Origin of the sequence: Paenibacillus cremeus (genome assembly GCF_007786445.1) — a bacterium.
In the GTDB taxonomy this organism is placed as follows: domain Bacteria; phylum Bacillota; class Bacilli; order Paenibacillales; family NBRC-103111; genus Paenibacillus_G; species Paenibacillus_G cremeus.
This window is the reverse complement of sequence record NZ_VNJI01000003.1, coordinates 230,910-243,229: the sequence shown is the minus strand read 5'-3', so window position 1 is coordinate 243,229 and position 12,320 is coordinate 230,910. Positions and strand designations below refer to the sequence as shown.

Here is a 12,320-nt window from a genome sequence, read left to right as displayed (position 1 = left end):
TAACATAAAGTTCGGGTGCCACTGACATCTCTCGAATAAGGGATGTCAGCGTTTCTTTTAAAGAGCTCGCGTACAATTCCAATGACAAAACCTCCTCGTTTTTCAAGGGGCTTCGCCACATTTTTTTAACTGCTTGTCAATACCTATTTCGCATTTTTGCGCAAAAAAAGAGCGGGCTATCTTTTCGATAACCTGCTCTTGTTCTTGATTTTGGACACTATGCCTTAACTAAATGACATTGCCCTTACGATATCCTTTATTGACGTAAGTACTATTTGCAGTGAGTTTTATGCAGAACTCCTTTACACCCACCAGAAATAACACCCTACTACACACCCCATACTCAGCCCTTCCTGATTCACGGCAGACGGTTAGAGAACACCGTGTTTGTCTAGGCGAAGATCAAGGAATTCTTATCCCTATTAGGTATAAAGCAGGACTCTCTCACATAGGTATGTTTACGCAGCATATCCATGCATAAGGAGGATTCTTGACATGATAAAATGGATTCCATCTGCACGTTTTAGGGCTATGGCCTTATCGATTGCCCTCGGATCAATGCTGGCTGCGCCAGCAGCTTACGCGGATACGCGGTCCAACCTGGAGATCCAATGCATTTCAGATCAGAAGAGCGCCGCCGCTGACGGTACGATTTCGTACCACATCCTCTACCATAATGTGAGCAACAAAAATATGGAGAAATCGTGGATCAAGCTCAAAATCTCCGAAAAACTCGATGTAACCGAATTATCGGGAGGCAATTGGGATGCGGTGTCCAGAACGATCCAGTGGAATATGAAAGACCTTAAGGCACAAGGGGCCGGTGTCATTCACTTGAACCTGAAGGTAAAAGGAACCGTAACCAACGGGGATGATATCGCTGTGGAGTGCGAAAGCAGTGACGACGACAGCGTAGGAATTAAGGCTCCGCCGGTCCATGTCAAAGTGGGCACGGAGATCCATCAGCCTGCATTCAATGGTTATCCGGACGGCGGCTTTCACCCGAACGGAAAGCTAACTCGTGCGGAGGCTGCGGCCATTATGACCCGCCTCGGCGAACCGCAGTCCGCCGGGCCGGGAGAGGTTTTCAGCGATGTGCCTGCGAACCACTGGGCTTATTTTTATGTGCAGAAGATGACACAAGCGGGATGGATGTCGGGTGACGGCAATGGTTTTCATCCGGATGATCCAATCACGCGCGGCGAGCTGGTAACTCTTCTATTGCGCGTTCGCGGTATTCATGAGCTTCCTCTTGATAACGATTTCAACGACGTGAAGGATCACTGGGCGAAAAATCAAATCAGTACCGCTGAAGCTCTCGGATTTGTAGGCGGCGTAGGACTAGGGAAATTTGATCCGAGCGGCTCCGTGAATCGGGAGGATGCGGCCAAGCTTCTGGCCCTGGCACTGACACGCGGCGAGCTGCTTGATGGGGAAACGAAGGTGACTCAGCATTGGCCTGATGTGAAACGCAGCACTTGGTCATTCGGATGGGTAGAGGAGCTTTCGCTCGTCGCGCATGAGGCGAAGTCTCAAGGCTTGCTGAAGGAATTACTAGTTAGATATTTGCCTGAGAAGACACAAAGCTTCTAGACAGTTAGGTGCTCCTATAGTTACCTCAGCTATGAACTTCCAAAGGGCCGACCCATGAGTCATTCTTGACAGAACATCTGGGTTGGCCCAACCTTGTCGGCCCGTTACTTCAACAAAACCAAGGAGGAGCTGCTGTCGCAAGCTCCTCCGCTATCATTCTCCGGTAGTCAATTGTTGTTGGGTTAACCACAACACGTAATCGGCATCGTCATGTCGTGCCCCATACTTCTTGCAACGATTCGAGCGCCGCCCTCGCCATCCACTCGGCTCCGACGGACAAGCATCGCTCATCAATAGTAAACTTAGGATGATGGTGAGCGTAAGGGCCTTCCGCGCCAACTAAAACATAACACCCATCCACGTGCTGCTGGTAGACGGCAAAATCGTCACTTGGCATAATCTGCGGCGATTCCAAGACATTCGATTCCCCAACGATTTGAACGGCCGCTCTCCGTGCTAGTCGCGACGGACGATCCGCGTTGACAACAGGAGGACACATACTCCAATAATGGAGCTCCGCTGTGCAGCGGTAGCCTGAAGCTATATTACAAGCGATGGTCTGCAGCAAGGCAGGCAGCGCAGTTCCGACCTGTGGATTGAAATATCGGGTTGTGCCTTCCAGCTCGATTTGCTCCGGAATGACATTGTATGCGTCAGCCCCGGCAAGTCGTCCAATGCTGACTACAACCGGTTCGACAGGGTTGATCGCTCTGCTGACCGCAGTTTGAAGCCCCAGTATCACTCCCGCAGCCGCCACAAGAGGATCTGTTGTCAGATGCGGCAATCCGGCGGCGCCCCCCTTTCCGCCAATGGTTACGGTAAACCGATCCGCCGCTGCCATCTGTCCCATCCCTGTTCTGAATGCAATCTTGCCGAACGGCAAAAATGAGGCGACGTGCAACCCGTAGATGACGTTGACACCATCCAGAACCCCCTGCTCGATCATAAGCTTTGCACCTTCCGCAACTTCTTCCGCAGGCTGAAATATCAAACGTACCCTTCCTTTGATCTCGGAACGTCTCTGCAGGAGTAGCTCTGCGGCACCGAGGACGATGGCAGTATGTGCATCGTGGCCACAGGCATGCATGCTGCCGGGAATGAGGCTTGCATAATCGAAGCCCGTGGCTTCCTCCACTGGCAGTGCGTCGATGTCCGCACGCAGCGCCACCGTCGGCCCCGGTTTCAACCCATCAATGTCGGCTACGACTCCTGTCCCAGCACAGCGGCGGGTTTCCAAACCCATTCGATGCAAATGCTCTTCGATTACTTGCGCTGTACGGTGCTCGTGAAAGGCAGTTTCTGGATGCATGTGCAAGTCCCGCCGAACTGCAATCAAATCCAAGCCCATCTTCGTCCCCCTCCATTCACTTCAACTCCCATTTCTTACGATCCGGATCCCCGCGGCACCCACAGGGGGTCTTTACTGAGCTCTGCCCGTTAACTCCCCTTCACCCTTGTTTTGAGGAGTAATTGAAAGCTGAACGGTGCTCCCATAAGAACGACAATACGTCATTGCGATCTTCAAAAAATGACTCACTTTCATCGAAGTAATTTTCTCCGATTCCGTGAACACTAAATCTCTCATTAGAATAACTCATTAATGTCCATTGGCCACCACGTTTACGGTCTTCAAAAACGAAATAATGCTTTTGGCCTAGAGTGTCCCATTGAGCTATCGAGGAGAAATTGTCCAAGATCATATCAATATCGATTTTCTTTTTGATTTGCATAATAGTCTTCTCCTTTTCAATTTTCTGATTAAGAGCTGTCCCGTTGTTTTCCTGTTACGCCATCGTTCCCTCTTTCTCGCATTTGATTTATTCGCAATTGACAATGAAATCTCTTAATCAATCAATAGGTTACCAATTCACTAGAGAAAATGTGCTCGAAGATTGCTGTCATTATCTGACTTTTATTGTTGAGAATGTGTTACTCTGCAAACCAAAAGAACATCGCATCGCTTGCGAATTTGCAGACGTGAAATCTTTGCAACTGTCAAAAAATTAGGTGTTTCGTAGTATCGCAATTCTCGTAAACTGAATAACTTGTAAAATCATAGAATAGGAGCTGATTAGATGACGCTTTCGGAAAATGAGATTTCTACGCGTATAGCACAAATTAGACCAGCGGTTGGTTCCATACATGGATGGTTAAACGATGACGGGGTCGAGAATCTATATAGATACGCCCTAAAAGCCCCTGTGCCAAATATCGTGGAAGTAGGGTCATGGCGAGGGAAATCAACGGTATGTTTAGCCTCTGCCATAAAAGACCGGGGGGAGGGGCGTGTATATGCTGTAGATACGTGGAAAGGCTCAGAAGAGCATCAAGGGATGCTGCAGCACTTTAAAGAAGGCCAGCTATACAATGAGTTTATCGAAAATATGAGAGGTTTAAATTTATTGGATTATATAGAGCCCATTCCGATGGATAGTATGGAGGCCTCGCGCCGATGGCCGATATCACGAAGTATAGGTATGATCTACATTGATGCAGCCCATGATTATTTGTCTGTAAGGCGGGATTTTGAATTTTGGAGTCCATTCGTCGCTTCCGGGGGATATATGATTTTTGACGATGTTCCAAGCTGGCCTGGGCCCACCTTATTGGCTGAACAATTACCAGGATGGTATAAAAAAGTGGTTATACGAGGGAATCATGCTATCTTTCAAAAGCAATAAAGCTTGCCAAAACGCAAACGTTGGCCACATTCAAAAGCTTATTTGAGTTCAGCCTGTTTTTACAGGTTGAACTCTTTTCTGTTAAGTCACATTAAGCAGGATGCAGGAAACAAGAATTCTTTTTAGAATATACTAACATCCGAGCATAAGGAGTGAAGTTCTCATGGTACACGATAAAATTAATTTTCATAATGTGGAGGAGCTTGAGCAGCTGCCGGGAATGGCCGGATTTGTTTTGCAGCGTTATCCGAAAAAAGTGAGGGACCGTTTAGGTGAAGGATACGATGAAAGAGGCCGTTACGTATCATCCATGTCCACCGGATGCGAAATGCGCTTTGTTACCACCTCTGGTCGTGTGAGAATCACGCTTTCCGCTCCGATGGATGAAGGAGACATCGTCGTTTACAATGGGGACTTTTTTCATTCAATGCATCGTCTCCAATCCGGACGGTTACATACTCTGCAATTGGAGAGAAACGAACAGTTTGCTGAAGTGACCGGGGAGTCATTAAGAACAGGGCGATTTTCCCCCGATGTCTGGCGTATCTTCGTAAGCCGTAGCTATGTGGCAGGCGCCGGATTTCAAGTTGTATTCCACCATCTGGAAACGTTCGGCCACCCCGTTAGACCTCCCGTGTCCGAGGAACTCCCCGCTATCCGCTGGCTCGCTTACGGCTCATCCATTACCCATGGCTCCGGAGCGACAGTCAATCACAACAGTTATATCCAGCAGGCAGCCCGGCGGCTCGGCTTCGATGTGTTGAACAAAGGCCTCGGAGGTTCATGCTTCTGTGAAAAGGAAACCGCAGACTTTTTCACCGACCATCAAGGGTGGGATGTCGCGACTCTCGAACTGGGTGTGAATATGCGCGGAATATTTACGACAGAGCAATTTGCAGAGAGGGCTCATTATTTGGTGAGAAGCATGACCGCCGCCCATCCCGGCAAGCCTGTCTTCTTGATCACCCTGTTTCCGAACTCTTCTGACCGGCTTGTTGCAGGGAACCACATCTTAACGAGAGCTAACCTCGAATTTGCGGACGTACTTCGCCGCCTACACCGTGAACTTCAACTGCCGAATCTGCATTTGATCGAGGGCCATGATTTGCTTCCCGATTTTTCCGCATTGGCGGCGGATTTGATTCATCCTTCCGATTACGGTCATATTCTCATCGGCGAAAATTTGGCCAAACGTATGAGCGCATTTCTTAGCAGATAGGACTAGCACCCTATCCCGAAAAATCAATCTTCGGGGAAAGCTGCCCCCTGACAAGGTCTCATCATATCCACTTAGAGCAGCTAAGGCAACTATGGTGAATATTGTTTCCTGAACTTTAATGGTGATATCCCTGCAGTTGAAGCCCTGTTCGCTCACTCGCTAACATTCTCCTATACTGTGTTAAATTTTATAAAAAAGAGGTTGGTTTAATTTATAGCTTATCAGTTATTTCAAAGATAAACTAAAGGAGCACAGCTATCAAAAGTCATAAAAAATGATTTGAGTTGTCAGGAGGGAATACATTTGGAGCTTCCAACAAGCGTGCAGCAAGTTCGAATAATGGATGGATTTTGGAACCGGTTTACAGCGTTGGTTCGTGAGACAGTGATCCCCTATCAATGGGAGGCCCTCAACGACCGGATACCAGATGCTGAGCCAAGCTATGCGATTCGTAATTTCCGGATTGCAGCTGGAAGAGAAGAAGGTAAATATGGAGGTATGGTATTTCAGGACAGCGATGTGGCAAAATGGCTTGAAGCAGTAGGTTATTCGCTCGCTAATCACCCTGACCCTATTCTAGAGCGGATTGCGGATGAGTTGATTGAACTGATTTCAGAAGCCCAGCATACGAACGGTTATTTAAATACCTATTATACGATTAAAGAACCAGGCAACCAGTGGACAAATTTATATGAAGCTCACGAATTGTACTGTGCTGGCCATATGATAGAGGCGGCAGTAGCCTATTTTACAGCTACGGGAAAACGGAAGGTGCTTGACGTGGCTTGTAAATTAGCCGATTATATCAGCACTGTTTTTGGTGGCGAACCAGGTAAACTGCGAGGATATGATGGTCACCAAGAGATCGAACTTGCACTTGTGAAACTGTTTAAAACGACAGGTGAACAACGTTATTTGAAATTGGCACAGTTTTTCATTAATGAACGTGGTACCACGCCGAACTATCTAATTGAAGAATGCAAACAGAGGGACGGGTACAGCATTTGGGCAGATAAAAAGATAAAGCTACCTACCGTCGAGCAGCTATCCTACAATCAGGCACATAAGCCCGTCCGTGAGCAGGAAGTGGCGGTTGGACACTCCGTCCGTGCGGTGTATATGTATACCGCAATGGCTGATCTTGCACATTTAACGAATGATCAAGGACTGCTCGAAGCGAGTCGCCGTTTATGGGAAAACATGACGAAAAAGCAAATGTATATAACCGGAGGGATCGGTTCAACCCATCACGGCGAAGCATTCTCCTTCGATTATGACTTACCGAACGATACTGTATATGCGGAAACATGCGCTTCTATAGGTCTTATATTCTTCGCACGCCGCATGCTGGAGCTGGAAGTGAAGAGCGAGTATGCTGATGTTCTGGAACGAGCGCTATACAACAATGTCATTGGAAGTATGTCACAAGACGGTAAGCATTACTTTTATGTCAATCCGCTAGAAGTGTGGCCTGAAGCCTCTGAGAAAAACCCGGGCCGTCGTCATGTGAAGGCAGTGAGACAAAAGTGGTTCGGCTGCTCCTGTTGTCCGCCGAATGTTGCTCGGTTGCTTAGCTCTTTGAACGAATATATCTACACGGCTTCCACCAAAGATAATGCGATTTATACGCATTTATTCATTGGCAGCGAGGCGCAGTTCAAGCTAGCCGCAGGTCAGGTAGCTATGAAGCAGGAATCACGCCTGCCTTGGGAAGGCTATGTGAAACTGGAATTAGCCGCCGTAACGGGGGCCCCTTTTACACTCGCAGTGCGTATTCCATCATGGTGCTACGGGAAGGCTGTAATGAAAATTAACGGCGCTGAATCGAGCTATGAAGTTACAAATGGTTATGCAACTGTCAACAGACTTTGGAACAAAGGTGACATCGTAGAATGGGAACCTGCTCTCGAAGCACAATGGATAGCCGCGCATCCACAGATTCGGGCCAATGCAGGTAAAGCCGCTATTGAGCGCGGTCCGTTTATTTATTGTTTGGAGGAAACAGACAATGGAGGCTCGCTCTCATCTATATCCGTTATTCGTGAAGCGAATCTCCAATCCCATTTCGACAACGAACTGCTTGGCGGGGCAATACTCGTCGAAGCGAAAGGCCGTCTCGATGATCAAACCTCCTGGCAGGCGGATACGCCATACCGTCCGCTCACGCAATCGCGTTCAGCCGAACCTGTGATAATAAAGGCAGTACCTTATTATTTGTGGGGAAATCGGACGCCCGGTGAAATGTCCGTCTGGATCCGCACTTGCCATGAATGAGACTTACCGGTGTAGTCGGTGAATCTTCAATTCGCTTTGAGATCAGACAAGGGCACCCATAGAAGGTGCCCTTAAATATGTTTTATGATTCCTCGTCCCGGTAGACTCGGGAAACTTTATACTTTGATTCATCACAATTTGTGCAGCAGCTAATATTGAACTTCCCCCCGTCAAGTAGACAGTTTTTAAGAAGGATCCTTATGCAGCCTTAGTTCGGTTTTCTACCGGACTAAGGCCCTTTGTTCATGGTGATTCCTGCCACTGTCTACTTGACATGCTCGTCGATCGACAGGCTCAACTTCCACTAAAACCAAAAAAGCCGCGATTTAGGGACTGTTGACAAAGGGCAATTCATCTTTGGATGATACAACATCTGGAATTAAAAACGCTGTTGATCCACTATATATTGTAGTGAATCATCAGCGTTTTAATTAGCCGAGGACTTTGTCAACGGTCCCATTTACGCGGCACTTAATGTGATAAAGTTCTTGTCAACCAAACGTATTATATACATTTTCACATTCTTTCACGGTCGGTTGATAAAAGCAGTGCTTCTTCCATCGTCCCACGTTCGGCTGATTATACCAAGTTGGCGGACATGGTCCGGGATTTTCGAACGTTCCTGGACGGAAATACCATAGGGAGAATTCGGCTGGCCAATTCCGCTCCCCATTCACAACCCGTTGCGCCAGACGGCGTTCCCTCTCTCTTGCGTTTTGATAGTACATCCCATGAAGCAGCGCTTCGAATGCATGCGGCTGGTTGATCATTTGAGGAATTGTCCGGATTCCTTTAAAATCGGAGCAATTCGCTCTTATTCGGTTAATGCCAACATTTCCAACAAGGAGCATGCCCATTTCGCCTTCGGTCTCAGCTTCAGCTCGAAGCAACCTTGCCAACATATCAATATCCTGTTTTCTGGCTTTTACGACTGCCATTGGCTCACCTCTTTAGATTTCTAGTTTCATCATATTGTAGATGAAGCGGAAGTGTTACTCTGGCAAATTAGAGAGTAATCATCGCCGTGCCAGCCAAGGTTTGTGTGGTCTTATTCAAGTAATTTAGTTAACTTTCTTCAGTTCACCCAGGTCAAATCAGTCTCTCGCTCATTTTTATGTGCTAAAATGGGGAAGTTTGTTTTAACATCTCCTATACGTTCAATTATCAGGTTATAGGGCTTGAGTCTTTGATGCCAGTCGCTTCCCTGGATTGTCGAAACGGAATTAGACAGATATTCTTCAATGATTTGTTTTAATCTTATTTCTGTCAATGCCGAGTCATAGCCTATTCCAATTTTGAATACATTCTCTTTTGGGTCAGCGGCATAACCAACTAATGTTACGCCTAGCTCATCTTTCAATTGGTTAGAATGTTGGGCTAAACTTTTACTTATTTCCGAAAAGTCATCATTTTTTTTAGACCCAAAGCAACCAGTTGAAGTTACAATGAAGAGTGCGACAATAACCAATATTGCCCACTTTTTATTTTTCATTGTTGATCCCCTCCCCCACTCTTCTCCACGCGTATTCTAATGTGTCAGTCCTGGTACTCAAATGAGCTGTGTAGTGGTAATTATCGCGCCCCCGGAGATAAATCACGGAATAAATCGACCGTATAAGACCAAATAACGCTACCTTCCTCTCGCTTCATGTTCTTATCTTACATGTCAGAAGCCATCGGATCCGCTTAATGTCCTAGACTTTGTTTCATCAGAGATGAGATTTTTTGCTCGTCTGTATGTTTGATTCTTTCAAGCTGTTGAATAATCAATTCCTGACGTTGGATGGAATGATTTTGGCTTAGCTTTGCTTTCCCTTCTATTTTGTTAATTTTCAATTTAAAGCCTTGAACCCCTTTATACAAACCACTCAGAAAACCGGGGTCTATGTCCTTCAAGCTGTAGGAGCTATTAGGAGATTCGTACTTCAATACCATATCATTTAAGGAAACCATTAACTCATTTTCGTCATCTATAAGCTCGACTTCCCCGTATGCATGGACAGTCACATAGTTCCAGGTTGGAACGGCCAAATTCGTCTCATACCAAGAAGGAGAGATATAACAATGAGGACCATGAAATACAGCTAGCACAGTTTGATTCCCAATGTCCTTCCATTGAGGATTGGGACGAGCAAAGTGCCCGTATAGGTACATATGATTTTCATCAAGAATTAATGGCAAATGGGTAGCATAGGGCGCTCCGTCATGTTGTGAGAACAATGTAGCAAAACTATTTTCCCTCATTATCCTGTAGGCAATGGATCTATCCTTAATTTCAAAATGCGAAGGTATATACATATGGTCCTTTCCTCCTCATTATTTTAAATGTACCAATCTGTCACTGCACTTCGTTTACTTAATAACCTGCTCGTTAGATCAGCGTTTGGGTCATAATAAAATCGATTTGTTCTTCATCACCCATATAAAATGAGTGAGCTCCCGTTTGAACAAAACCCATTTTTCTATAAAAGGCAATTGCGTTCTCATTCTTTTCCCAAACGCCTAGCCAAATCTTCCTTTTGTTTTGTCCGATGGCTATGTCCACCGCTTGGTTTAGCAGGTATTTTCCAAGTCCGTTTCCTTGAAAATTGGATTTAATATAAATCCTCTCTATTTCGAGTGATTCATTACCCATTTTTTCGGTTTGGGCATCATTGATATTAACCTTTAAATATCCAGCAAGTTCTTCATGGAAACAAATGAAATAAAATTCCGAAGAGACATTGCACAATTCTTTTTCCAACTGATTTAAGTTAAATGCTCTTTTCAAATAAGCTTCCATATTTTCAGGTGAATTTTGATCTTTAAACGTATCGTAAAATGTCTCAATACTTATATTTTGTAGTATTTTTAAATCTTCACTAGTGCATTGTTTTAATTTTACAGTCAATTTGGAATATCTCCCCTTTACCAAATCAATAAGTTCGCTTGTTCCCCTTCTTTACAAAATCCCAGTCAATTTCTATATTTTTTCTCACTCTTTGAAGAAGATAAAAAATGGTTTCTGCTTCACTTTCGGAAAATCCCGCTAATGCAACGCTATTCGAATAATCATTTTCTCTTTTGATAAAAGGAAATACAGCGTTCCCTTTTTCCGTCGGAAACAATTTTTTTATTTTTTTGTTATGTTCATCAGCTCTCTTTTCAATTAAGCCGTTCATTTCAAGCTTAATAATTGCACGAGCTGCGGTAGTTCGATCTACTTTAATCATTTCAGCTAATTTTTCTTGAATGATTCCTGGGTTTTCACATATTCGAACAAGGTACAAATACTGCCCTTTTGTCAGGTCGTATTCTTTAAATTCGATATTGCTTATGGAGTCTAACGCCCTTGCAATCATCCCGATTTCACGTAGGATTTCCTTCATAATTAACTCCTATATTCATATTTTGTTGCAAATACAATAAATAACCATACACTAAATTTAATGTGTTATTGTTGCATTTGCAACATAAAATATTCGATGAACGTCAAAGAGGAGCTAACCTTGCGGCGGCTCCATGTTGTGTTGTATTCAATTGTCGTTACCGTTTACTTCTCAATCACGCATACCTCGTATTGATTCCCGCTATTCGTCTATCGGTTTGACCATGGACATAGGTCATGTCCGAAGCTATGCGGGGTGCAGGCATCCAATCATAATCATAGGGCAGATCGTGCAGCAGCAATCCCACGGCAGGTGAATCCCCCCAGGGTCCACATTTCTCCTCTAGGCCAATGCCGATTGTTCGCCCAGCTTTCATTCATTTCTTCTAGTTGGCGATATAAATATTGACCGATGGCGCCGCATGGCGCTACTCTTCGTTTAATTCCGCGAGACTGACCCGCATCTTGCCATACACGTTGCGAGGAACCTGCCATAACTGGATCGGGGAGCCAAACACGACATTGGCTGCGTGAATATCGTTTTTCAGATTGAATTCCGACTCACCGTTAGGCACCTGCTAGTGTTGCAAATGTCTGGGTTTAACATCCTGGTAACTTTCGGTCAGCCTCGCAGTAGTTTTACGACTTTTCACATGTAGGTTACGTTATCCTGCCATTTAGCACAATAAAGCTGCCGTTCGTTGTCGCGGCAGCCCCTGAATTACTTTATCGTACTTTAGCTCAATGCCAAGTAACGCCCTTATTGGCTGAACATTTTCTCAAGAAAAATCCCCACTCCCACACCAATAAAACAGAAAACTAATGTTAGCCACACTGGTCCTAACAAATAGGGAGAATAGATCAAGCCCACAGTTGCAAAAAAAGCAGCAAAAACGAATGGAAAAAAGGCGAATGGCTTTGGTTCTTCGTCTGCATCACGGTAAGCATCCCAAATTCCATACATGTAAACGCAAGGGTAGAACATCAGCCACTGATAGTCCGCCTCTGCGATGGCTCCAGCGATGTCCCCTGTAAAACTACTTTGTATTACTTTATTTAAATGAGATTGGTGGTTGATCATTACTTCTAGTGCAATCAATAATACACCCTTAATATACTTCCTATTCAATAATTGTCCAAAACCGGGAAGTGCGATGCTCCACATAAGCCTTTCCAACTTCTGTCC

At 45.3% G+C, this 12,320-nt stretch carries 12 protein-coding genes; 4 read left to right on the top strand and 8 right to left on the bottom strand.

What is annotated here, in order from left to right:
- The first annotated feature begins 495 nt into the window (after positions 1-495).
- Positions 496-1,593 carry an S-layer homology domain-containing protein gene (locus tag FPZ49_RS04205; RefSeq protein WP_144843638.1) on the top strand — a complete coding sequence of 366 codons (1,098 nt, stop codon included), beginning with the start codon at positions 496-498 and terminating at the stop codon, positions 1,591-1,593.
- A 208-nt stretch (positions 1,594-1,801) separates the two neighbouring features.
- On the opposite strand, the gene FPZ49_RS04200 is transcribed toward FPZ49_RS04205, so the two are convergent.
- On the bottom strand, positions 1,802-2,941 hold the full coding sequence (locus FPZ49_RS04200; RefSeq protein ID WP_144843635.1) for a M20 metallopeptidase family protein: 1,140 nt from the start codon (positions 2,939-2,941) through the stop codon (positions 1,802-1,804).
- A 100-nt stretch (positions 2,942-3,041) separates the two neighbouring features.
- Positions 3,042-3,323: a hypothetical protein gene (locus FPZ49_RS04195; protein ID WP_261381231.1), complete on the bottom strand. Its 282-nt coding sequence runs from the start codon at positions 3,321-3,323 to the stop codon at positions 3,042-3,044.
- Between the two features lie 345 nt (positions 3,324-3,668).
- Here FPZ49_RS04195 and FPZ49_RS04190 point away from each other — a divergent pair, with 345 nt between their 5' ends.
- The 3 genes from FPZ49_RS04190 to FPZ49_RS04180 all read left to right on the top strand — a co-directional run bounded on the left by FPZ49_RS04190 (position 3,669) and on the right by FPZ49_RS04180 (position 7,767).
- Positions 3,669-4,274, top strand: coding sequence for a class I SAM-dependent methyltransferase (locus FPZ49_RS04190; RefSeq protein ID WP_144843630.1), 606 nt, complete (start codon positions 3,669-3,671; stop codon positions 4,272-4,274).
- Positions 4,275-4,437: 163 nt separating this feature from the next.
- On the top strand, positions 4,438-5,493 hold the full coding sequence (locus FPZ49_RS04185) for an SGNH/GDSL hydrolase family protein (protein WP_144843627.1): 1,056 nt from the start codon (positions 4,438-4,440) through the stop codon (positions 5,491-5,493).
- 303 nt (positions 5,494-5,796) lie between these two features.
- Complete coding sequence (locus tag FPZ49_RS04180; RefSeq protein ID WP_391563801.1) at positions 5,797-7,767, top strand: glycoside hydrolase family 127 protein; 1,971 nt, start codon at positions 5,797-5,799, stop codon at positions 7,765-7,767.
- Positions 7,768-8,258: 491 nt separating this feature from the next.
- Here FPZ49_RS04180 and FPZ49_RS04175 read toward each other — a convergent pair whose 3' ends face one another.
- From FPZ49_RS04175 to FPZ49_RS04150, 6 genes are all read right to left on the bottom strand, one after another.
- Positions 8,259-8,705, bottom strand: a complete 447-nt coding sequence (locus FPZ49_RS04175; RefSeq protein WP_144843624.1) for a cell wall hydrolase — start codon at positions 8,703-8,705, stop codon at positions 8,259-8,261.
- Between the two features lie 137 nt (positions 8,706-8,842).
- On the bottom strand, positions 8,843-9,259 hold the full coding sequence (locus FPZ49_RS04170) for a hypothetical protein (RefSeq protein ID WP_144843621.1): 417 nt from the start codon (positions 9,257-9,259) through the stop codon (positions 8,843-8,845).
- 194 nt (positions 9,260-9,453) lie between these two features.
- Entirely contained in the window at positions 9,454-10,065 is a 612-nt protein-coding gene (locus FPZ49_RS04165; RefSeq protein WP_144843617.1) for an FMN-binding negative transcriptional regulator, read from the bottom strand.
- Positions 10,066-10,138: 73 nt separating this feature from the next.
- Positions 10,139-10,657: a GNAT family N-acetyltransferase gene (locus FPZ49_RS04160; RefSeq protein ID WP_144843614.1), complete on the bottom strand. Its 519-nt coding sequence runs from the start codon at positions 10,655-10,657 to the stop codon at positions 10,139-10,141.
- A gap of 25 nt (positions 10,658-10,682) precedes the next feature.
- Entirely contained in the window at positions 10,683-11,135 is a 453-nt protein-coding gene (locus FPZ49_RS04155) for a MarR family winged helix-turn-helix transcriptional regulator (RefSeq protein ID WP_144843611.1), read from the bottom strand.
- 759 nt (positions 11,136-11,894) lie between these two features.
- Entirely contained in the window at positions 11,895-12,311 is a 417-nt protein-coding gene (locus FPZ49_RS04150; RefSeq protein ID WP_315899157.1) for a hypothetical protein, read from the bottom strand.
- Between the last annotated feature and the right edge of the window lie 9 nt (positions 12,312-12,320).

Bases quoted from the DNA above. Each gene is read 5' to 3' on its own strand.
- FPZ49_RS04200 (WP_144843635.1), bottom strand. From the start codon at position 2,941: ATGGGCTTGGATTTGATTGCAGTTCGGCGGGACTTGCACATGCATCCA.
- FPZ49_RS04175 (WP_144843624.1), bottom strand. From the start codon at position 8,705: ATGGCAGTCGTAAAAGCCAGAAAACAGGATATTGATATGTTGGCAAGG.
- FPZ49_RS04165 (WP_144843617.1), bottom strand. From the start codon at position 10,065: ATGTATATACCTTCGCATTTTGAAATTAAGGATAGATCCATTGCCTAC.
- FPZ49_RS04155 (WP_144843611.1), bottom strand. From the start codon at position 11,135: ATGAAGGAAATCCTACGTGAAATCGGGATGATTGCAAGGGCGTTAGAC.
- FPZ49_RS04170 (WP_144843621.1), bottom strand. From the start codon at position 9,259: ATGAAAAATAAAAAGTGGGCAATATTGGTTATTGTCGCACTCTTCATT.
- FPZ49_RS04185 (WP_144843627.1), top strand. From the start codon at position 4,438: ATGGTACACGATAAAATTAATTTTCATAATGTGGAGGAGCTTGAGCAG.
- FPZ49_RS04195 (WP_261381231.1), bottom strand. From the start codon at position 3,323: ATGCAAATCAAAAAGAAAATCGATATTGATATGATCTTGGACAATTTC.
- FPZ49_RS04190 (WP_144843630.1), top strand. From the start codon at position 3,669: ATGACGCTTTCGGAAAATGAGATTTCTACGCGTATAGCACAAATTAGA.
- FPZ49_RS04205 (WP_144843638.1), top strand. From the start codon at position 496: ATGATAAAATGGATTCCATCTGCACGTTTTAGGGCTATGGCCTTATCG.